The organism is Ramlibacter sp. (assembly GCF_013697775.1).
Lineage (GTDB): Bacteria > Pseudomonadota > Gammaproteobacteria > Burkholderiales > Burkholderiaceae_C > Ramlibacter.
Genome location: NZ_JACCWG010000214.1, coordinates 1 through 21,107 on the forward strand (window position 1 = coordinate 1; position 21,107 = coordinate 21,107).

A 21,107-nucleotide genomic window follows, 5' to 3' on the forward strand; every position below is an offset into this window, starting at 1 on the left:
ATCAGCGCGCACAGCTCGCTCCAGGGGATCACCCGGTCCATCTCGGCCAGGAAGGCCGCCCGCTTCGTGGTCTTGCCGTACCGCTCGAAGCCGCCATTGGCCAGCGTCATCTGCTTCATCCACCGCCTCCGCGTTTGATGCAATCGCAACGCAGCAGCCTACGCCTCGGTGGACTTCTTCAGAATCCCTAGCTGCCGACCGAGCCCGTCACCGGCAGCACGATGCCCGTGATGTAGCTCGCGCACACCGGCGACGCCAGGAACACGTAAGCCGGCGACAGCTCCTCCGGTTGGGCCGGGCGCTTGAAGTCGGTCTGCTTGCCGAACTCGGTGATCTCCTCGGCGCTGCGGTCGGCCGGGTTGAGCGGCGTCCACACCGGGCCCGGCGCCACCGCGTTCACGCGGATGCCCTTGTCGATCAGGCTGGAGGCCAGCGACATGGTGAACGCGTGGATCGCGCCCTTGGTGGCCGAGTAGTCCAGCAGTTCCTTGTTGCCCTTCAGGCCCACCACCGAGCCGGTGTTGATGATGGATGCGCCTTTCTTCAGGTGCGGCAGCGCCGCGCGCGCCATGTAGATGTAGCCGAAGATGTTGGTCTTGAAGGTTTCTTCCAGCCGCTCGTCGGTGATGTCTTCCAGCGAATGCGCGTGCAGCTGGAACGCGGCGTTGTTCACCAGGATGTCCAGCTTGCCGAACTCCTTGACTGTGCTCTCCACCGCGCTCTTGCAGAACGCCGGGTCCTTCACGTCGCCGGGAATCAGCACGCAGCGGCGTCCTTCCTTTTCGATCCAGCGCTTGGTCTCTTGCGCGTCTTCGTGCGAGCTGAGGTAGACGATGGCGACGTCAGCGCCCTCGCGCGCATACAGCACGGCCACCGCGCGGCCGATGCCCGAGTCGCCGCCGGTGATCAGCGCGGCCATGTCCTTGAGCTTGCCGCTGCCCTGGTAGCCGGGCGCCTCGAAGCGCGGCTTGAGTTCCATGTCGGCTTCCTGTCCCGGCTTGAGCAGGTGCTGCGCAGGCAATTCGTCCGGCTGCGCGCGGGCGCCGGTCTGCACGCCTTGCTGTTTCTCACCGCCGCCCGAGCCGCCCTTGGCTTCCGGCTCTTTGCGGTCCTGTTCGCGCTGCAGCGCGCGCTGCTTGTCCGCGGCATTGTCGTTTGCCGCGTCGCGGCGGTTGTCCTTGGCGCTCGGTTTCTTGTCGTCCATGAAAGCTCCTTGGCAAACCTCCATGGTGCGATGCAACGCGCGCGGCCCGCCGTCGGAATTCGCCGCCGATGCAGTCAGCGGATGCCTACACCTGCCACGCGGCGCTCAGCGCCACTCTCTCAGGTATGGCCGAGGATCGGATGCGGCTCGTACGGCGCCTCCAGCGTGCGCACGTCCTCATCGGTCAGCCGCAGGTCCACCGCCGCGGCGGCCTGGTCGAGCTGGGGGATCTTGCTGGCGCCGATGATGGGCGCGGTCACGCCCTTGTGCAGCAGCCATGCATAGGCCAGCGTGGCATTGCTCACGCCACGGGCGGCGGCCATCGCCGAGAGCGCATGCACCACCTTGAAGTCGCTGTCGCGGTAGTAGTAGTTCTGCGCGATGTCGTCGGTCTTGGCGCGCGAGGTTTCGCCCGCGTCCTTGTCGCCCTGCCTGCGGTTGCCGGCCAGGAAGCCCCGCGCCAGCGGGCTCCACGGGATCAGCGCCACGCCCTGGTCGCGGCACAGGGGGATCATCTCGCGCTCTTCCTCGCGGTAGGCCAGGTTGTAGTGGTTCTGCATGCTGACGAAGCGCGTGAAGCCGCGCTCCCTGGCGATCTGCTGCATCTTGGCGAACTGCCAGGCGTACATGCTGCTCGCGCCGAGGTAACGCACCTTGCCGGCCTTCACCACATCGTGCAGCGCCTCCATGGTTTCCTCCATCGGCGTGGCGGGGTCCAGCCGGTGGATCTGGTAGAGGTCGATGTAGTCGGTGCCCAGGCGCTGCAGGCTGGCGTCCACCGCATGCAGGATGCGCTTGCGCGACAGGCCGTCCATGTTGGGCCGGCGCGCCGGCTCGGCCGCCATGTCCACCGGGTAGTACACCTTGCTGGCGATCACCACCTCTTCGCGCCGGCAGAACTCGCGCACGAAGCGGCCGGTGAGCACCTCGCTCTGGCCAGCCGAGTACATGTCGGCGGTGTCGAAGAAGTTGATGCCCAGGTCCGCCGCGTGCTTCACGACCGGCCGCGACGCCGCTTCGTCCAGCACCCAGGGCCGCCATTGCGGGGTGCCGTAGGTCATCATGCCCAGGCAGATGCGCGACACGGCAAGGCCGGTGCCGCCCAGACGGACGTATTGCATGCGAAGCGCCTCCAGTGGGGAACCGCGGACTCTACCGCGTCAGGCCGTGCGGCGCCCGTGGCCGTGCGCGGGCGCCTGCGCATAGGCCTGGCGCTCGAAGTAGTTGTCGCGGTAGGGGTTGCGGCCGCGCAGCAGCTGCACAAGGCTGGACAGCAGATAGGCCGGCACGTACAGCGGCCCCCACTGCTCGTACTGGCGCACGTGCACGTGCTCGTGGCGGCGCATCTGCAGCAAGGTGGAATGGTCGGTGCCCAGGATCACGTGGCCCAGCGTGATGGCCGAGAACGACAGCCGGGCCGGTAGCCGCACCAGCAGCCGGCCCAGCCAGCCACCGGCGATTTCCACCACGCCCGAGCGCACCCGCGCGGTGCCGCCCAGCAGCACCGCCAGCCCGCCCAGCAGCAGGCCAACGCAGGAATACGGTCCGGCCCAGAGGTAGCGGCCCAGGGCCAGGGCCATTCTTGCCAGCAGCAACATGCCGACACTGTACGCATTCCGGGCGCGTCGTGCGGGGTCCGCAGCCTGCAAATCGCGCAATTTCAGGCGCTGTCCGGCTCGGCGGCGGCAAGCTGGCGCACCCGCCAGGCGCAGGCCGTGGCCACCAGGCCGAGCAGCCCGGCCGCGCCGAACATGACCTCGAAGCCCCAGGCCGAGGCGATGGCGCCGCCGGCCAGCACGCCCAGCACGCCGCCGAAGCCATAGCCGATGACGGTGAACAGCGCCTGGCCGCGGCCGCGCATGCGGCCCGGGAAATGCCGCGTGACCATGGCGATGCAGCAGGTGTGGTGCGCAGCGAAGGTGAGCGCATGCAGCACCTGGGCGACGAACAGCGCCGCCAGCCAGCCGGCTAGCCCGGCCGTGATGCCCATGCGCGCCACCGTCGCCACCGCGCACACCAGCAGCCATTGCTCGATGGGCAGCCTGCGCATGACGCGGCCCTGGGTGTAGAACCAGGCGATCTCGACGAGCACCGACACGGCCCACAGCACGCCGATCATGGTCTTGCTGTAGCCCAGCGCGTCCAGGTACAGCGAGAAGAAGCCGTAGACCGAGAAGTGCGCCATCACGTGGAAGAACAGCGAAGCGAAGAACCAGCGCACCACCGGCCGCCGCAGCGCCGGCGCGATCGGCTCGCGCGGCGCGTGGCCGTGCACCGGCGTTTCCCGCGCGTTGGGCAGCCACCAGGTGCACAGCACCACGCCCAGCAGGCTGAGTGCGGTCCAGCCCGGAAAGGCGCCCATGCCGAAGCGCTCGAACCAGGCGCCCGCCAGGAACACGGTCACCATGAAGCCGGCCGAGCCCCACAGCCGGATGCGCCCGTAGCGCCCCCAGTCACCGGCCACCAGGTGCGCCATCGCCGCTTCGGTCAGCGACATCATGGAGCTGGTGTTGGTGAACAGCAGCAGCAGCACGAAGGCGATCCACCAGGCGCCGCCTGTGATCCACAAACCGGCCGACGCCACCAGCGCCATGGCCGCGCCGATGCGCAGCAGCTTCACGCGCTCGCCCGTGTGGTCGCTGAGCGCGCCCCAGGCATAGGGCGCGAACACCCGCGTGAGCGACTGCACCGACGCCAGCAGGCTGATGACGACGATGGGCAGGCCCTGTGCCTTCAGCCACAGCGACAGGTACGGATTGAAGAACCCGATGTGGGCGAAGTAGGTGGCGGACAACCCGGCGAACGGCACCAGCCGCCGCCAGCCGCCTTCGTCGCAAGGCGCCATCTAAAGGAACGAGGAGGCGATGGGCGCCAGCGGCGCATCGACGTCGCCGCACTGCGCGCGATGGCGCAGCGCGTGGTCCATGACCACCAGGGCCAGCATGGCCTCGGCGATCGGCGCCGCGCGCAGGCCCACGCAGGGGTCGTGGCGGCCCTTGGTGACGACCTGGGTCGGCGCGCCCTGCAGGTCGATGGTGTCGCGCGGGCTGATGATGGAGCTGGTCGGCTTGATGGCGACCGACACCTCCAGGTCCTGCCCGCTGCTGATGCCGCCCAGCACGCCGCCGGCGTTGTTGCTGGCGAAGCCCCGCGGCGTGAGCGAGTCGCCGTGCACCGTGCCGCGCTGCGCCACGCTGGCGAAGCCAGCGCCGATCTCCACGCCCTTGACGGCGTTGATGCCCATCATCGCCCAGGCGATGTCGGCGTCGAGCTTGTCGAAAAGGGGCTGGCCCAGGCCGGCCGGCATGCCGGTGGCGCAGACCCGCAGCCGCGCGCCACAGGAGTCGCCCGCCTTGCGCAGCGCGTCCATGTAGGCCTCCAGGTGGGCCACGTCGGCCACCGGCGCGAAGAACGGGTTGTTGGGCACGTGCTCCCACGATTCGAACGGGATGGCGATCTCGCCCACCTGCTGCATGCAGGCACGGAACTCCACGCCGAAGGCCTCGCGCAGCCACTTTTTCGCGACGGCGCCGGCCCCCACCATTGGCGCGGTCAGCCGCGCCGAGGCGCGCCCGCCGCCGCGCGGATCGCGCAGGCCGTATTTCTGCAGGTAGACGTAGTCGGCGTGGCCTGGGCGGAACTTGGAGACGACCTCGCCGTAGTCCCTGCTGCGCTGGTCGGTGTTGCGGATCAGCAGGCCGATCGGCGTGCCCGTGGTCTTGCCTTCGTACACGCCGGAGAGGATTTCCACCCGGTCGGCTTCGTTGCGCTGCGTCACGTGGCGGCTGGTGCCGGGGCGCCGCCGGTCGAGGTCGGGCTGGATGTCGGCCTCGGCCAGCGCCAGCCCAGGCGGGCAGCCGTCGATCACGCAGCCGATGGCGGGACCGTGCGACTCGCCGAAATTCGTGACGGCAAACAGCGTGCCGAAGGTGTTACCGCTCATTGGGGGATTTTCACTCAAAAATTGCTGCGCAATTTTTGAGTGCTTGCTGAATGGATCGGCCGTCGCGGGAGACCCGCGCCAGCCGATGGGGAGGCCGCGCTGCACGTTGTTTCGCGCGGCCTGGTGCCACTGCGTGGACGGTCCGCCTCGCCAGCCCCCGCTAGCGGCACCGGATCGCGTGAAGCAGCGCGCAACTCGGTCCCTTCATGGTTGGTGCCGGGTTCACCCCGGCATCAACCATCCGATCAGAGCACTCTGAAATCGCGCAGCGATTTCAGAGTGAAGCCGTCGGCTGCTCGTCGCCTGAAGCGGGCCAGTCGCGGATGTACGCCTTGAGCATGCGGTTCTCGAAGTTCTGGCTGTCCACCACCGCCTTGGCGACGTCGTACAGGCTGATCACGCCCATCAGCATGCGGCGGTCCATCACCGGCATGTAGCGCGCGTGGCGCTCCAGCATCATGCGGCGCACCTCGTCCAGCTCGGTCTCCAGGGTGCAGGTGAGCGGGTGGTCGTCCATCGCGGTGCGCACCACCATGCTGCCGACGGCGTGGCCGTTGTGCGTGATGCACTGGATCACCTCGCGGAAGGTCAGCATGCCGACCAGTTCGCCGTGTTCCATGACGACCAGGGAGCCGATGTCCTTCTCCGCCATGATGTCGATGGCGCGCGCCAACGGGCTGTCGGGGACGACCGTGTACAGGGTGTTGCCCTTGACGCGCAGGATGTCGCTGACTTTCATGGTGGTCTCCTTTGGCCCGGCCCGGTGCACGGCAGGGCGTAGAACAATATAGCCCACAATCCCAGCCAGTTCCATTAGATACGACAGGAGACAACGCCCCATGTCCGGCTACTCCGATCCCGGCTTCGACACGCTGGCGCTGCACGCCGGCGCGGCCCCCGACCCCACCACCGGCGCGCGGGTGGTCCCGCTGCACCTGAGCACCTCGTTCGTGTTCGAGTCCAGCGACCACGCCGCGGCGCTGTTCAACCTGGAGCGCGCGGGCCATGTCTACTCGCGCATCAGCAACCCCACCACGGCCGTGTTCGAGCAGCGCGTGGCCGCGCTGGAGAACGGCATCGGCGCCATCGCCACCGCCAGCGGCCAAGCAGCGCTGCACCTGTCCATCGCCACCCTCATGGGCGCCGGCTCGCACATTGTGGCCAGCACCGCGCTGTACGGCGGTTCGCAGAACCTGCTGCACTACACCATGCGGCGCTTCGGCATCGAAACCACCTTCGTGAAGCCCGGCGACATCGACGGCTGGCGCGCCGCGATCCGCCCGAACACCAAGCTGCTGTTCGGCGAAACCGTGGGCAACCCGGGCCTGGACGTGCTCGACATTCCCACCGTCTCCGCCATCGGGCACGAGGCCGGCGTGCCGTTACTGGTCGATTCCACCTTCACCACGCCTTACCTCATGCGTCCGTTCGAGCACGGCGCCGACCTGGTCTACCACTCGGCCACCAAGTTCCTGGGCGGCCATGGCACGGTGATCGGCGGCGTGGTGGTCGACGGCGGCAGCTTCGACTGGGAGCGCTCGGGCCGGTTCGCCGAGCTGACCCAGCCCTACGACGGCTTCCACAACATGGTGTTCAGCGAGGAATCCACCGTCGGCGCCTTCCTGCTGCGCGCCCGGCGCGAGGGCTTGCGCGACTTCGGCGCCTGCATGAGCCCGCACACCGCCTGGCTGATGCTGCAGGGCATCGAGACGCTGCCGCTGCGCATGGAGCGCCACATGGCCAACACGCGCAAAGTGGTGGAGTTCCTGGCCGCGCACCCGATGGTCGCGCGCGTCGCCCATCCGCACCTGGAGGCGCACCCCAGCCATGCGCTGGCGCGCAGGCTGCTGCCGCGCGGCGCCGGCGCGGTGTTCAGCTTCGACATCAAGGGCAGCCGCGAACAGGGCAAGGGCTTCGTCGAGGCGCTCAAGATCTTCAGCCACCTGGCCAACGTGGGCGACTGCCGCTCGCTGGTGATCCACCCGGCCAGCACCACGCACTTCCGCATGACCAACGAGGCGCTGTCCGGCGCCGGCATCACGCAGGGCACGATCCGCCTGTCGATCGGCCTGGAGGACGCCGACGACCTGATCGACGACTTGAAGCGCGCGCTGCGCACCGCCGAGAAGGCCGGGAGCTGACCATGGAGCTGCAAGTCAACGGTGCGAAGACCTACTGCTACACCGGCGGCAAGCCCTTCGATCTGCAAAAACCCACGGTGGTGTTCGTGCACGGCGTGCTCAACGACCACAGCGTGTGGATCCTGCAGACGCGCTACATGGCCCACCACGGCTGGAACGTGCTGGCGCCCGACCTGCCCGGCCATTGCCGCAGCGGCGGCGAGGCGCCCTCCTCCGTCGAGGAAGGCGCGGATTTCGTTGCTGCGCTGCTGGACGCGGCCGGCGTGCAGCACGCCGCGCTGGTCGGCCACAGCTGGGGTGCGCTGATCGCGCTGGAAGCGGCCGCGCGCCTGAAGGAGCGCGCCAGCCACCTGGTGCTGATCGGTGCCGCCGCGCCGATGAAGGTGTCGCCCGCGCTGCTGGAGGCGGCGCAGCACGACCCCGAGAAGGGCATCCACATGATCAACGTGTTCTCGCGCGCGACGCTGGCGCCGCCGCCGTCGGCGCTGGGTCCCGGCACCTGGGTCTGGGGCGGCAGCGTGGCGCTGAACCGCCGCGTGCTGCGCAGCAACCCCCGGGTCAACGTGTTCCACCGCGGTTTCGTCGCCTGCAACAGCTACGCCAACGGCGACAACGCCATCGCGGACATTGCCTGCCCGGTGCTGTTCCTGATCGGCGCGCGCGACCAGATGACGGTGCCTTCGGCGGCCAAGCCGCTGGTCGAGCGCGCCCGTGCCGCCGGCAAGAGGGTGCGGGTGGAAGAGCTGCCGCTCGGCCACAACCACATGACGGAAACGCCGGAAGAAACGCTGTTCGCCATCCGCGATTTCCTGCGCACATGAGCGGAGTCCCAGTCACGCCGCCGATGGCGCCCGAGCGCGCGCGCGCCATTGCCGCCAGCCTGGACCTGCGCGACCTGCCGGCCGACTTCTACGCCAACCCGTTCCCGGTGTACGCCGCGCTGCGCGAGAGCGAGCCGGTGCGCCGCATGCCGGACGGCTCGTATTTCCTCACGCGCTATGCCGACCTGGTGCCCGTGTACCGCGACGCGCAGGCGTTCAGCTCGGACAAGAAGGTCGAGTTCACGCCGAAATATGGCGAAGGCGCTCCGCTGCTGGAGCACCACACCACCAGCCTGGTGTTCAACGACCCGCCGCTGCACACGCGGGTGCGCAAGCTCATCATGGGTGCGCTCATCCGGCGTGCCATCGCCGAGATGGAACCGGAGCTGGTCGCGCTGGTGGACGGCCTGCTGGACCACATCGAACAGCGTGGCGGCGGCGACCTGGTGGAGGACTTCGCCTCGGCCATTCCGGTGGAGATCATCGGCAACCTGCTGGGCGTGCCGCATGCCGACCGCGAGCCGCTGCGCGCCTGGTCGCTGGCCATCCTGGGCGCGCTGGAGCCCAAGCTCACGCCCGAGCAGGAGACGCTGGGCAACCGCGGCGTGAGCGAATTCACCGCCTACCTGAAGACGCTGGTGGCCGAGCGCCGCAGGCACCCAGGCGACCCGGAGCACGACGTGCTGACCCGGCTGATCCAGGGCGAAGGCAGCAGCGGAACCGACAGCGAGACGCTGAGCGAAGCCGAGCTGCTGCAGAACTGCGTGTTCATCCTCAACGCCGGGCATGAGACCACCACCAACCTCATCGGCAACGCGCTGGTCGCGCTGCAGGAATGGCCCGAGCAGAAAGACAAATTGCTGGCCGCGATCGGCGCAACGGCGGGCAACACGCCCGACTGGACGGCGCTGGAGCCGGTGATGACGCTGGCCGTAGACGAGTTCCTGCGCTTCGAGTCATCCAACCAGCTGGGCAACCGGCGCGCGCTGCGCGCCTGCGAGGTCGGCGGCACGGCGCTGCCCGAAGGCGCGCTGGTCACGCTGTGCATCGGCGCTGCCAATCGCGACCCGGCGCAGTTCGCGCTACCGGACACGCTGGACATCGCCCGCGCGAACAACCGCCACCTGGCGTTCGGCTTCGGCATCCACCAGTGCGCGGGGCTGAGCCTGGCGCGCCTGGAAGGTCGCGTGGCCATCGGCCGCTTCCTGGCGCGCTTTCCCGGCTACCGGCTGACGGCGCCGCCCACGCGCGGCGGACGCGCGCGTTTCAGGGGCTTCCTGCACGCGCCCTTCGCGCTGGTGTAGGCTGGCCGCAGGAACATCCAGCAAGGAGCCGCCGCCATGCGCACCGCAGTCGATCCCCGCGCCATGCACTCGTTCGCCGAGTTCTACCCGTTCTATCTCAGCGAGCACGGCAACCGCACCTGCCGGCGCCTGCACTTCGCGGGCTCCAGCCTGTCGCTGGCCTGCCTGGCCATGCTGCTGGCCACCGGCAACGGCTGGTGGCTGCTGGCCGGCCTGCTGTGCGGCTACGGCTTCGCCTGGGCCGGCCACTTCGGCTTCGAGAAGAACAGGCCGGCCAGCTTCAAGCGCCCGTTCTACAGCTTCATGGGCGACTGGGTGATGTACAAGGACATCTGGACCGGCCGGATCAAGTTCTGATCAGCGCGCCGCGCACTTGCGCCAGTTGAAGCGCGTGGATTGCGCGAGCACGGCCGAGGCATCGGCTTCCGCCGGCGGCAGCGTGTTCTTGAACTCCTCGTCGCTCGTCTTCAGGTACTCGCCCAGCGGCGCCAGCGCCGCCCGGCAGCCCGCGGCATCGCCCAGGTGGAAGCGGGTGATCGCCAGGTCGTTGCGCAGGGCGCCGAGCGCGAACGGTTCGATGAACTTCGCGCAGTCGCGCACGAACGGCTCGATGGCCGCCTGGGCCTGGTCGTACTGACCTCGATGCCGCCGTCCTTCTGCTGGGAGCGCACCTTGCAGGCTGCAATATCATCTTGCCCCAGCCGCCCTCGGTCACGTAGGTGCCGGCGGAGAGTCCGGCGGCCGTGGCAGCGGCGGCGCCCGCCAGGAACGCCAGGATGGCAGCGGTCGATCGAGCAGTCGATTGAATGGCTGGTTTCACAAAACGTCCTTGAGCATCAGCGCCGACAGGCGCCCGTTCTTCCACAGCCCCGCCGTCGCCGGCGTCATGGGCAACAGCAGCAGGCGCGCCAGCGGCTCCAGCGGCGTGGACCGCAGCTCGGCCAGCAGCACGTGGCGCGTGCCGGCGCCCTCTTCTTCCAGCCGCCCGACCCAGTCCAGCTGCACCAGCGCTTCGAGCACCGGCTCCAGCTGCAGGCCGTCCACCTGCATCGCATCGCACAGCTGCGCTGTCGTCATGCCGTGCGTTCCGGTCGCGCGCTCGGTGCCGAGCTGCTGCAGGACTTCCAGCGCCAGCTGGAACTGCCAGCCGTGCGCGCTGGCGCGCCGGCGCGTGCCGGCCAGCAGGCTCGGCAGGTAGGCGGCAATCACCGCGCCGAACAGCACGATGACCCAGGCCATGTAGATCCACACCAGCAAAATCGGCAGCGTGGCGAAGGCGCCGTACACCATCGAGTAGGTGGGCACCAGCGCGATGTACAAGGCCAGCAGCCGCCGTGCGAGTTCCATGCCGAGGGCCGCGAACAGGCCGCCGGCGATGGCGTGGCTGTGCCGCACCGGCGCATTCGGCACGAACCGGTACAGCGCGGCCAGGGCGCCCGCCAGCAGCACGAACTGCACGATTTCCAGGAGCACGCGCACGGTGCCGGGCATGGCCACGGTCAGCCCGCGCGAGGCGGACAGCAGGTACGAGGTGATGCTCAGGCTGGCCGCCATCAGCAGCGGCCCGAGCGTGATCACCGCCCAATAGATCATCACCCGCTGCGCCAGCGCCCGGCGCCGGCGCACCCGCCAGATGGCATTGAGCGTGCGGTCGATGGTGAGCACCAGCGCCAGCGCGGTGAAGAACAGCGCCATCAGGCCGACCACGCCCAGGCGGCTGGCCTTGCCGGCGAACTGCGTGAGGTAGCCCAGCACCTGCCGCGCGATGGCGTCGGGAATCAGGCTTTTCACCAGCCAGCCCTGCAGGCTCGACTGCATCTGGCTGAACATCGGAAAGGCGGTGAACACCGCCAGCGCCACCGTGAAGAACGGCACCAGCGCGATGGTGGTGGTGAAGGTGAGGCTGCTGGCGGTGAGGCCGAGCCGGTCCTCGCGGAACCGCTCCGCCAGGGTCAGCGCGGTGGATTTCCACGGAAAGCGCGCGATCTGGGCAACAAGCGGGGCAGCATTCATCGGCCGCTATGATGCCATCGCAGATGGATGCCTCCGCCCCTCCTCCCTCTTCGGCCGCTCCCGCCGTTTCGGTTTCCGCCGCCGCCGTGCCGCCCGCCGTGGAAGCGACGCGCTGGGTCGCGTCCGGCTGCGCCATCGGCCTGATCGTGCTCGGCCTGGCCTGGGAGCTGTGGCTGGCGCCGCTGCGCCCGGGCGGCAGCTGGTGGGTGCTAAAGGTGGTGCCGCTGCTCTTTCCGCTGCCGGGGCTGCTGCGCCGGCGCATGTACACCTACCGCTGGGTCAGCCTGGTGATCTGGCTGTATTTCACCGAAGGCGCGGTGCGTGCCTGGAGCGACCGCGGCCTGGGTGCGCGCCTCGCGCTGCTGGAGGTCGTGCTGTGCCTGGTCCTGTTCGCGGCCTGCGCGCTGCACGTGCGCATCCGGCTGCGGCTGCACAAGGCGGCGACGGCATGAGCGAAGCCCTGCTCCATGCATTGAAAACCGCCGTCGGCGACGCCCACGTGCTGACCGGCGGCGACCTGGGCGCCTGGGAGCAGGACTGGCGCAAGCGCCCGCCCGGCAAGGCGCTGGCCGTGGTGCGGCCGGGCAGCACGCAGGAGGTGGCGGCCGTGGTGCGCGCCTGCGCGGCGGCCGGCACGTCCATCGTGCCCCAGGGCGGCAACACCGGCCTGGTGGGTGGCTCCACGCCGGACGCCAGCGGCACCCAGCTGGTGCTGAGCCTGGCGCGCATGAACAAGGTGCGCGACATCGACGCCGCCAACCTCACCATGGCGGTGGATGCCGGCTGCGTGCTGCAGGCGCTGCAACACGCAGCCGAAGACGCCGGCCTGCTGCTGCCGCTGAGCCTTGCGGCCGAGGGCAGCTGCACCATCGGCGGCAACCTGGCCACCAATGCCGGCGGCACCCAGGTCCTGCGCTACGGCAACGCGCGCGAGCTGTGCCTGGGGCTGGAGGTGGTGACGGCGCGGGGCGAGGTGTGGAACGGCCTGTCGGGCCTGCGCAAGGACAACACCGGCTACGACCTGCGCGACCTGTTCATCGGCAGCGAAGGCACGCTGGGCGTCATCACCGGCGCCACGCTGAAGCTGCACCCGCTGCCCGTGGCCCGGCTGACCGCCTGGGCCGCCGTGCCGTCGATGGACGACGCGGTCGCCCTGCTGGAGCTGGCGCGGCGCCACGGCGGGCCGGGCCTGACCGGCTTCGAGGTGATGGGCCGCTTCGCGCTGCAACTGGTGGCGCACCACTTCGCGCAGCTGCGCGTGCCGTTCCTGGACTCCGCGCCCTACGGCGTGCTGCTGGAAATTTCGGACCACGAATCGGAGGCGCATGCGCGCGCGCAGTTCGAGCGCATGCTGGAAACGGCGCTGGAAGACGGCTGCACGGTGGACGCGGTGGTGGCCGAGACCATGTCGCAGGCGCAGCACCTGTGGCACATCCGCGAGGCCATTCCGCTGGCGCAGGCCGAAGAGGGGCTGAACATCAAGCACGACATCGCCGTGCCGGTGTCGCGCATTCCCGCCTTCTGCGCCGAGACCGACACCCTGCTGCGCACCGCCATTCCCGGCGTGCGGCTGGTGAACTTCGGCCACCTGGGCGACGGCAACCTGCACTACAACGTGCAGGCGCCCGAGCAGGCCGATGCGCGCGCGTTCCTGGCGGCGCACGAGGAGCAGGTGAACACGCTGGTGTACGACCAGGTGGCGAGCCACGGCGGCTCGATCTCGGCGGAGCACGGCGTGGGCAGCGTCAAGATCGACAAGCTGCCGCGCTACAAGTCGCCTGTGGCGCTGGAATTGATGCGCACGCTCAAGCGGGCGCTGGACCCGGAGAACATCCTCAATCCCGGGCGCGTGGTGCGCATCTAGCGCGCCGCTCCGCTCTCGCATAATCCGCTCCATGCCCGACGCTTCCCGCCCCGTCCGCTCGCAGTACGAGGACTTCATGCGCCATGTGTACACGCATGGCACGCCCAAGACGGACCGCACCGGCACCGGCACGCGCAGCGTGTTCGGCTGGCAGATGCGCTTCGACCTGAACGAGGGCTTTCCGCTGGTGACCACCAAGAAGGTGCACCTCAAATCCATCATCCACGAGCTGCTGTGGTTCCTGGAAGGCTCGGGCGACAACAACAGGCTGCGCGAACGCGGCGTGACCATCTGGGACGAGTGGGCGAAGGACGACGGCGACCTGGGCCCGATCTATGGCGTGCAGTGGCGCAGCTGGCCCACGCCCGAGGGCGGCCACATCGACCAGATCGCCGAAGCCGTGAAGACCATCAAGGCCAACCCCGATTCGCGCCGCATCATCGTAAGCGCCTGGAACGTGTCGGACATTCCCAGGATGGCACTGGCGCCCTGCCACGCGTTCTTCCAGTTCTACGTGGCGGACGGCAAGCTCTCGTGCCAGCTGTACCAGCGCAGCGCCGACATCTTCCTGGGCGTGCCGTTCAACATCGCCAGCTACGCGCTGCTCACGCACATGATGGCGCAGCAATGCGACCTGGGCGTGGGCAACTTCGTGTGGACGGGCGGGGATTGCCACATCTACAGCAACCACCATGAACAGGTGGAGCTTCAACTGAGCCGCGCGTCCCATCCGTACCCGGTGCTGAACATCAAGCGCAGGCCGGCATCGATGTTCGACTACGCCTACGAGGACTTCGAGATGCTGGACTACCAGTGCCATCCGCCGATCAGGGCGCCGGTGGCGGTATGAGCGTGCAGATCGCCCTCATCTACGCCCGTGCCCGCAACGGCACGATCGGCAAGGACGGCACCATGCCGTGGCGGCTGCCGCCGGACATGCGGCGCTTCAAGGCGCTCACCATGGGATCTCCCGTGGTGATGGGCCGCAAGACCTGGGATTCGCTGCCGCCGCGCTTTCGCCCGCTGGAAGGCCGGCGCAACATCGTGGTGACGCGCCAGCCGGATTGGCATGCCGAGGGCGCGGAGCGCGCCGGCTCGCTGGCCGAGGCGCTGGCGCTGTGCGCCGGCGCGCCGTTGGTCTGGATCGCCGGTGGCGCGCAGATCTACGCGCAGGCACTGCCGCTCGCCCACACAGCGGAAGTCACCGAGATCGACCAGGATTTCGAAGGCGACGCCTTCGCCCCTACCCTGGATTCCAACTGGCAGGAGACGGCGCGCGCTCATCATCTCGTCGACAACGGCCTCGCCTACAGTTTCGTCACGTACCGCAACACACACCACGCGCAGAACGGAGCTTGAGATGTCTTCTGGAGGATTCCACGTCCACGGGCCGCACGACCACGAACTGGAGCATGCCGCGCAGGGGCATGGCGCCGACACCACGCACGGCATCAGCGGGCGCAGCATGGTCAACCAGATCGCGCTGTTCACCGCGCTGATCTCCACGGCCGGCGCGATCTTCGGCTACATGGGCGGCGCCACGCAGGCCAACGCCGGGCTGTACAAGAACAACGCGGCCATCAAGAAGACCGAAGCCTCCAACCAGTGGAACTACTACCAGGCCAAGAGCAGCAAGCAGAACCTGTCGGAGCTGGCCATGGTGATCGTGGCCGACGACAAGCGGCCGCTCTACCAGAAGGAAGTGGACCGCTACAAGGCGGAAAAGGGCGAGATCAAGCTCGCCGCCGACAAGCTGGAGGCCGAGGCCACCGACTGGGACAAAAAGAGCGACCAGCAGATGCACCAGCACCACCGCTGGGCGCAGGCCACCACCGTGATCCAGGTGTCCATCGCCCTGGCTGCCATCGCGCTGCTCACCAAGAAGAAATGGCTGGAGTGGGGTATGTTCGGCATGGGCGGCGCAGGCTTGGTGATTGGTGTGCTGGCCATGCTGCACGTGTGAGCGCCGTCGCCATGCGGCTGTGACTTTCTGCTGTCTTGGAATGCGCTCCGATTGACTGTATCGTCAGGAGAACCAAGGGAGCTCCTGCATGGATGACGTCCAAGCCTTCGCGCAAGGCATTTTCGCGAGCCAGCCGTTCAGCCGGTTCATCGGCGCCGAGTTGACCGGCTCGAGCAAGGACCACGCCGAGCTGACCATTCCCATCACCGACCAGCTCAAGCAGCAGCACGGCTTCGTGCACGGCGGCGTCATCAGCTACCTGGCCGACAACGCCATCACCTTCGCCGGCGGCCTGGCGCTGGGCGGCAACGCGCTCACGGCCGAGTTCAAGATCAACTACCTGCGCCCCGGCGTGGGCACGCACCTGGTGGCCCGGGCCAAGGCGCGCGCCGTCAGCAAGCGGCAGGCGGTGTGCCAGTGCGAAGTGTTTGCGGTGGACGCCAGCGGCGAGGAAAAGCTCTGCGCGCTGGCGCAGGGCACGGTGGTTCCGGCGGCTTAAGGAGAACACCATGCGCCACGACACGCAGGTCGAGACCTTGCGCACGCTGCTCGCGCTGCACGAGCGCGGGCGCGACCAGGAGATGCTGGGCGAAGTGGTGAAGGTGCCGGTGCGCAACTACACCGACCCCGACATCCTGGCGCGCGAAATGGAGACCGTGTTCCGCCGCTACCCCATGGTGGCCGGGCACGCCGGCAGCCTGCGAACCCGGCGACTACCTGCTGGGCGACTGGCGCAAGTTCCCGTACGTGGTGGTGCGCGACCGCGGCGGCCAGCTGCGCGCCTTCCTCAACACCTGCCGGCACCGCGGCGCGCGCATCGTCTCGGGCAAGGAGAAGTGCCTGAAGGCCTTCGTCTGCCCATTCCACGGCTGGGTGTACGGGCTGGACGGCACGCTCAAGGGCGTGACCAAGGACTACGACTTCCCCGGCCTGGACCGCAGCCAGTACAACCTGCAGGCGCTGCCGGTGGCCGAGCGCGGCGGGCTGGTCTGGATCCACCCCACGCCCGGCGCGCAGATGGACCTGGACGCCTACCTGGGCTCCATCGGCGACGACCTGGAGCAGTTCGGCCTGGACGCTCTGGTGCGCCACCGCAAGACGCAGGTGGTGAAGAACGCCAACTGGAAGCTGCTGATCAAGACCTACCTGGAGGGCTACCACGTCCCGCACCTGCACCGCGACACGCTGTCGCAGGCGTTCCGCGGCGGCGTGATCGCGCACCATGAACACGGTCCGCACATCCGGCTGTCGGCGGCGCGCACCAACTTCCTCGACCTGCTGAAGGCCGACAGCGCCGACTGGAAGATCCTGGACTACGCCTCGGTCTACTACGCGCTGTTTCCGCACACTTTTTTCATCATGCATCCGGACTACGTGTCCATCAACATGTTCTATCCGCAAGCGCCCGACCGCACCATCTGGACGCACGAGATGCTGTACCGCCCTTCCGCCTTCGAAGGCGAGGCGGGCGAACGCGCGCTTGCCAAGCGCTTCACGTACACCAACGACACGGTGTTCGACCAGGAAGATTTCGCGGTGGCCGAAGACGTTCAGCTGGGCCTGCTGAACGGCGCCAACGAATTCCACACATTGGGTTTGGCCGAAGGACTGCTGGCGATCTTCCAGCGCAACATCGATGAGGCGATGGCGGCGGTGCCGGCAAGCGCGGGCACGGGCGCCGTGACGTGGATGCGCCCGATAATGCCGGCATGAAGATCACGACCTGGAACGTCAACTCGCTCACCGCCCGCCTGCAGCACGTGCTGGACTGGACGGCCGCCAATCCGGTCGACGTGCTGTGCCTGCAGGAGCTCAAGCTCACCGACGACAAGTTCCCGCTGGACGCGCTGCGCGAGGCCGGCTATGCGCATTGCGCGGTGTTCGGGCAGAAGACGTACAACGGCGTGGCCATCATGAGCCGCCAGCCGGTGCGCGATGTGGTGCAGAACATTGTCGGCTTCGAAGACGACAACGCGCGTGTGCTGTCCGCCACGCTCGACACGGCCGAAGGGCCGCTGCGCGTGGTGAACGGCTACTTCGTCAACGGCCAAGCGCCGGGCACCGACAAGTTCGACTACAAGATGAGCTGGCTGCGCGGTTTGCACGCGTACCTGCGCGAAGAGATGGCGCACCATCCGCGCCTGGTGCTGCTGGGCGACTTCAACATCGCGCCGGAAGACCGCGACTCCTACGACCCCGTTGGCCTGCGCGACACCATCCACCACACGACGCAAGAACGCGATCACTTCCGCAAGCTGCTGGATCTGGGCCTGCACGACGCCTTTCGCATGTTCGAGCAGCCGGAGAAAAGCTTTTCCTGGTGGGACTACCGCATGCTCGGCTACCAGAAGAACCGCGGCCTGCGCATCGACCACATCCTGGTGAGCGAACCGCTGAAGCTCCAGGTGCAGGCCTGCGCGATCGACCGGGTTCCGCGCAAGTGGGAGAAGCCGAGCGACCACGCGCCGGTGACGGTGACGCTCTGAGCGGCGGGTTCTAGTCCTGCGTTTCGCCTGACAGCGGTGTGGCGCGCATCGAGGGCCGCTCCAGGAACGCGTCGAACCAGCGCGACAGGCGCGGACGCCCGGCGCGGAAGTCGGGCAGTTCGCGAAACGCCAGCCAGTCCAGTGAACAGGCCAGCGCGATTTGCCCGATGTCCACCGGCGCATCGGCATCCGGCACTTCGTGCTCGGCATAGTCGTAGCCCGCGGCCAGCTTGCCGGCATAGCCTTCGGCCAGCGGCGGATAGCGCAGCGCTTCCGGGCGGCGCACGGTGTCCCAGCGCAGCGCGATACCGGCGTCGGACAGGCCCTGCGCCAGCGCCTGCAGGCGCAAGGCCTTCCAGCGCGCAGGCGCCTGTTCCGGAATGATGCGCGGGCCCGCATGCAGGCCGTCGAGGTATTCGCAGATCACGACCGAATCGAACAGCGCCTCGCCCTCTGGCGTGACCAGCACGGGCACCTTGCCCAGCGGATTGAGCGCGTACACGGCGTCGTTGCGCCGCGTCGGGCTGGTTTCGTGGTGAACGACGTCCAGGCGCGCGGCAAGGCCGGTTTCGTGCGCGAACACGAGCACCTTGCGCGCGTACGGCGAGTGAGTTTGGTAGAGGAGCTGCATCGCTTGCACGATAGCAACCGGCCGCGCGGTGGGGCCGCGCATTCGCGGCGCGAAGTGCGGGCAAGCCGCACGGCGCCCAAGCGCCGTGCACACCGAATGCCGCACGGCGCGCGGCCTCAGTCCTTCAGGCCCAGTTCCTGGATCTTGCGCGTGATGGTGTTGCGCCCGATGCCCAGCTTCTGCGCGGCCTCGATGCGGCGCCCGCGCGTGGTGGACAGCGCCGTGAGAATCAGCTTGGACTCGAAGCGGCGGGTGAGCGCTTCCCACACGTCGCGCCGACCGCTGGTCAGCAGCGCCAGCGCCTCGGCCTGCAGGCCCAGTTCCCAGTCGGCACCGCCCGGCTCCGCGGCCGGCGATGCGGCACCACCGATGGCCGCCGGGTCCAGGCCTGCTGCAGCAGCAGCCGCGCGCGGCACGGATTCCGGCACCGCCTTGGCGGCGAGCACCGCGGCGGCCAGGCCGGTGAATTCCAGTTCCACCTCGGGCGGCAGGTCCTTCGGTTCGATCAGCTGCGCCGGCGCCATCACGGTCACCCAGTGGCAGACGTTCTCCAGCTGGCGCACGTTGCCGGGAAACGAGAACTCCGCCAGGTGCACCAGCGCCGCATCCGAAAAGCGCTTGGGCTCCACGCCCAGCTGCCGCGCGCTTTGCTGCAGGAAGTGGCGCGCCAGCATCGGGATGTCGTCCTTGCGCTCGCGCAGCGCCGGTAGCCGCAGGCGGATCACGTTCAGGCGGTGGAACAGGTCCTCGCGGAACGCGCCTTCCTTCACGCGCTGCTCCAGGTCCTGGTGCGTCGCGGCGATCACGCGCACGTCGGCCTTCACCGCGTTGTGGCCGCCCACGCGGTAGAAGTGGCCGTCCGACAGCACGCGCAAGAGGCGCGTCTGCAAGTCGAACGGCATGTCGCCGATTTCGTCCAGGAACAGCGTGCCGCTTTCGGCCTGCTCGAACCGCCCGCGCCGCATGGTCTGCGCGCCGGTGAAGGCACCGCGCTCGTGGCCGAACAGCTCCGACTCCAGCAGGTCCTTCGGAATGGCCGCGGTGTTGATCGCGATGAACGGCCCGTTGGCGCGCGGCGAGTGCTTGTGCAGCGCGCGCGCCACCAGCTCCTTGCCGGTGCCGGACTCGCCGGTGATCATCACCGTCACGTTGCTTTGCGACAGCCGCCCGATGGCGCGGAACACGTCCTGCATGGCCGGCGCCTGGCCCAGCATCTCGGGCGCGGCCGCCATGCGCTCTTCGGCCACCTCCTCGCGCTGGCTTTCCTGCACCGCCCGGCGGATCAGCTCGACGGCCTTCGGCAGGTCGAACGGCTTGGGCAGGTATTCGAAGGCGCCGCCCTGGAAGGCGGAGACCGCGCTGTCCAGGTCGGAGAACGCGGTCATGATGATGACCGGCAGGCCGGGGTGCTTTTGCTTCACCCGCGACAGCAGCTCCAGGCCCGAGCCGCCGGGCATGCGGATATCGCTCACCAGGATCTGCGGGCCGTCGTCGTCGCCGGCGCCCTCGAGCGCCTGCAGCACGTCGCGCGTGTTGGTGAAGCTGCGCGTGGGGAGCTCTTCCCGCATCAGCGCTTTTTCCAGCACGAAGCGGATGGATTGGTCATCGTCAACGATCCAGATCGGCTTCATGGCGTGTGTGGCACCTTGGTTGTCTTGCGCTAGGGCAAGGGGATCAGGATCTTGAAATCCGTTTTGCCCGGCACGCTGTCGCACTCGATCAGGCCATGGTGCTGCTGCACGAAGGTTTGCGCCAACGTGAGCCCCAGGCCGGACCCCCCTTCTCGTCCCGATACCAGCGGAAAAAAGATGCGGTCCTTGATCGCGTCGGGCACGCCGGGCCCGTTGTCGATGACATGCAATTCCAGTGCCAGTCGGTAGCGCTGCTTGCCGAACGTCACCTGCCGGTTCACGCGCGAGCGGAAACGCAGCTCGGCGTCGCCCGCGGCGATGCGCTCGGCGAGCGCCTGGCACGCATTGCGCGCGATGTTCAGCACCGCCTGGATCAGCTGCTCGCGGTCGCCGCGGAATTCGGGAATCGAGGTGTCGTAGTCGCGCACCACCTTCAGGCCGCGCGGAAACTCCGCCAGGATCAGCGAGCGCACCCGCTCGCACACTTCGTGGATGTTGACGTCGCCCACCACGTGCGGGCGGCGGTGGGGCGCCAGCAGCCGGTCGACCAGCGTCTGCAGCCGGTCGGCCTCGTGGATGATGACCTGGGTGTATTCCTTGAGCTCGCGCGTGCCGACTTCCATCTCCAGCAGCTGCGCCGCGCCGCGGATGCCGCCCAGCGGGTTCTTGATCTCGTGCGCCAGGTTGCGGATCAGCTCCTTGTTGGCCTGGGCCTGCCCGATCAGCCGCTCCTCGCGGTCCTGCCGCGCCTGCTGCTCCAGCGGCAGCAGCTCCAGCACGAATTCCTCGGCGGTTTCGGTCTGGGCCAGCACCACGTGCACCGGCATGGTCTCGCCGCCCTGGCGCAGCAGCCGCGCGTCGTAGCGCAGCGCCGCGTACTCATTGCCGCGCGCGCCGTCCAGCGCGGTGCGCAGCACCGCGGGTTCGGTGAAGAGAGGCAGCGCGCTCGCGCCTTCGATGGTGCGGCGCGACGAGCCGAGCGCGTCTTCCAGGGCAGCGTTGGCGAACAGCACGGTGCCGTCGCCGCGCACCACGGCCACCAGGGTGGCCAGCAGGTCGAATGCCTGGAAACGCTTGAGGTGGGAGGTGGAGGGCTTCTTGCTCAA

At 68.6% G+C, this 21,107-nt stretch carries 23 protein-coding genes and 1 pseudogene; 12 read left to right on the forward strand and 12 right to left on the reverse strand.

All coding sequences use genetic code 11. From position 1 onward, the window contains the following. The 7 genes and pseudogenes from H0U68_RS10590 to H0U68_RS10620 form a co-directional block, all read right to left on the reverse strand. Nucleotides 1-119 (reverse strand): annotated as a pseudogene (locus tag H0U68_RS10590) (IS5/IS1182 family transposase); the annotation flags it as partial. A gap of 68 nt (nt 120-187) precedes the next feature. Next, on the reverse strand, nt 188-1,204 hold the full coding sequence (locus H0U68_RS10595) for an SDR family oxidoreductase (RefSeq protein WP_296355337.1): 1,017 nt from the start codon (nt 1,202-1,204) through the stop codon (nt 188-190). A 119-nt stretch (nt 1,205-1,323) separates the two neighbouring features. Beyond that, nucleotides 1,324-2,325: an aldo/keto reductase gene (locus tag H0U68_RS10600; protein WP_296355338.1), complete on the reverse strand. Its 1,002-nt coding sequence runs from the start codon at nt 2,323-2,325 to the stop codon at nt 1,324-1,326. 39 nt (nt 2,326-2,364) lie between these two features. Next, a complete protein-coding gene (locus H0U68_RS10605; protein WP_296355340.1) occupies nt 2,365-2,802 on the reverse strand; it encodes a signal peptide prediction in 438 nt (145 codons plus the stop codon). 62 nt (nt 2,803-2,864) lie between these two features. Further along, a complete protein-coding gene (locus tag H0U68_RS10610; protein WP_296355343.1) occupies nt 2,865-4,049 on the reverse strand; it encodes an MFS transporter in 1,185 nt (394 codons plus the stop codon). Further along, entirely contained in the window at nt 4,050-5,147 is a 1,098-nt protein-coding gene (aroC, locus tag H0U68_RS10615; RefSeq protein WP_296355348.1) for a chorismate synthase, read from the reverse strand. A gap of 274 nt (nt 5,148-5,421) precedes the next feature. Next, nucleotides 5,422-5,886: a CBS domain-containing protein gene (locus H0U68_RS10620; protein WP_296355350.1), complete on the reverse strand. Its 465-nt coding sequence runs from the start codon at nt 5,884-5,886 to the stop codon at nt 5,422-5,424. Nucleotides 5,887-5,986: 100 nt separating this feature from the next. Here H0U68_RS10620 and H0U68_RS10625 point away from each other — a divergent pair, with 100 nt between their 5' ends. Genes H0U68_RS10625 through H0U68_RS10640 form a run of 4 tightly spaced genes read left to right on the forward strand, consistent with a single transcriptional unit; the run spans nt 5,987 to nt 9,770 of the window. Continuing rightward, entirely contained in the window at nt 5,987-7,288 is a 1,302-nt protein-coding gene (locus H0U68_RS10625) for an O-acetylhomoserine aminocarboxypropyltransferase (RefSeq protein ID WP_296355352.1), read from the forward strand. Between the two features lie 2 nt (nt 7,289-7,290). Further along, nucleotides 7,291-8,109 (forward strand): alpha/beta hydrolase, encoded by an 819-nt coding sequence (locus tag H0U68_RS10630; protein WP_296355354.1) that lies wholly within the window; start codon nt 7,291-7,293, stop codon nt 8,107-8,109. Continuing rightward, complete coding sequence (locus tag H0U68_RS10635) at nt 8,106-9,413, forward strand: cytochrome P450 (protein WP_296355356.1); 1,308 nt, start codon at nt 8,106-8,108, stop codon at nt 9,411-9,413. Before H0U68_RS10630 ends, H0U68_RS10635 begins: the two co-directional genes overlap by 4 nt. A 36-nt stretch (nt 9,414-9,449) precedes the next feature. Further along, nucleotides 9,450-9,770, forward strand: a complete 321-nt coding sequence (locus tag H0U68_RS10640; RefSeq protein WP_296355358.1) for an Mpo1-like protein — start codon at nt 9,450-9,452, stop codon at nt 9,768-9,770. Here the strand turns inward: H0U68_RS10640 and H0U68_RS10645 are convergent, their stop codons facing one another. Both H0U68_RS10645 and H0U68_RS10650 read right to left on the reverse strand, forming a co-directional pair. Continuing rightward, entirely contained in the window at nt 9,771-10,013 is a 243-nt protein-coding gene (locus H0U68_RS10645; protein ID WP_296355360.1) for a hypothetical protein, read from the reverse strand. A 216-nt stretch (nt 10,014-10,229) separates the two neighbouring features. Further along, nucleotides 10,230-11,426 (reverse strand): YihY family inner membrane protein, encoded by a 1,197-nt coding sequence (locus H0U68_RS10650; RefSeq protein ID WP_296355361.1) that lies wholly within the window; start codon nt 11,424-11,426, stop codon nt 10,230-10,232. A gap of 86 nt (nt 11,427-11,512) precedes the next feature. Here H0U68_RS10650 and H0U68_RS10655 point away from each other — a divergent pair, with 86 nt between their 5' ends. The 8 genes from H0U68_RS10655 (at nt 11,513) to xth (ending at nt 17,739) form a co-directional block, all read left to right on the forward strand. Then, nucleotides 11,513-11,878: a DUF2069 domain-containing protein gene (locus H0U68_RS10655; RefSeq protein WP_365731336.1), complete on the forward strand. Its 366-nt coding sequence runs from the start codon at nt 11,513-11,515 to the stop codon at nt 11,876-11,878. Next, nucleotides 11,875-13,290 carry an FAD-binding oxidoreductase gene (locus tag H0U68_RS10660; protein ID WP_296355363.1) on the forward strand — a complete coding sequence of 472 codons (1,416 nt, stop codon included), beginning with the start codon at nt 11,875-11,877 and terminating at the stop codon, nt 13,288-13,290. Before H0U68_RS10655 ends, H0U68_RS10660 begins: the two co-directional genes overlap by 4 nt. A 31-nt stretch (nt 13,291-13,321) precedes the next feature. After that, nucleotides 13,322-14,140: a thymidylate synthase gene (locus H0U68_RS10665; protein WP_296355365.1), complete on the forward strand. Its 819-nt coding sequence runs from the start codon at nt 13,322-13,324 to the stop codon at nt 14,138-14,140. 2 nt (nt 14,141-14,142) lie between these two features. Next, nucleotides 14,143-14,649, forward strand: coding sequence for a dihydrofolate reductase (locus tag H0U68_RS10670; protein WP_296355402.1), 507 nt, complete (start codon nt 14,143-14,145; stop codon nt 14,647-14,649). A 1-nt stretch (nt 14,650) separates the two neighbouring features. Further along, complete coding sequence (locus tag H0U68_RS10675; protein ID WP_296355367.1) at nt 14,651-15,253, forward strand: DUF4337 domain-containing protein; 603 nt, start codon at nt 14,651-14,653, stop codon at nt 15,251-15,253. A gap of 88 nt (nt 15,254-15,341) precedes the next feature. Beyond that, the gene (locus H0U68_RS10680; protein WP_296355369.1) at nt 15,342-15,752 is read left to right on the forward strand and encodes a PaaI family thioesterase; all 411 of its coding nucleotides are present in this window, start codon (nt 15,342-15,344) and stop codon (nt 15,750-15,752) included. 248 nt (nt 15,753-16,000) lie between these two features. Then, the gene (locus H0U68_RS10685; protein ID WP_296355371.1) at nt 16,001-16,966 is read left to right on the forward strand and encodes an aromatic ring-hydroxylating dioxygenase subunit alpha; all 966 of its coding nucleotides are present in this window, start codon (nt 16,001-16,003) and stop codon (nt 16,964-16,966) included. Next, nucleotides 16,963-17,739, forward strand: coding sequence for an exodeoxyribonuclease III (xth, locus tag H0U68_RS10690; protein WP_296355373.1), 777 nt, complete (start codon nt 16,963-16,965; stop codon nt 17,737-17,739). The genes H0U68_RS10685 and xth overlap by 4 nt, the downstream gene beginning before the upstream one ends. A gap of 10 nt (nt 17,740-17,749) precedes the next feature. Here the strand turns inward: xth and H0U68_RS10695 are convergent, their stop codons facing one another. The 3 genes from H0U68_RS10695 to glnL all read right to left on the reverse strand — a co-directional run bounded on the left by H0U68_RS10695 (nt 17,750) and on the right by glnL (nt 21,107). Further along, entirely contained in the window at nt 17,750-18,370 is a 621-nt protein-coding gene (locus H0U68_RS10695; protein WP_296355374.1) for a glutathione S-transferase, read from the reverse strand. Between the two features lie 116 nt (nt 18,371-18,486). Beyond that, complete coding sequence (gene ntrC, locus H0U68_RS10700; protein ID WP_296355375.1) at nt 18,487-20,001, reverse strand: nitrogen regulation protein NR(I); 1,515 nt, start codon at nt 19,999-20,001, stop codon at nt 18,487-18,489. Between the two features lie 29 nt (nt 20,002-20,030). Beyond that, nucleotides 20,031-21,107, reverse strand: a complete 1,077-nt coding sequence (glnL, locus tag H0U68_RS10705) for a nitrogen regulation protein NR(II) (RefSeq protein WP_296355377.1) — start codon at nt 21,105-21,107, stop codon at nt 20,031-20,033.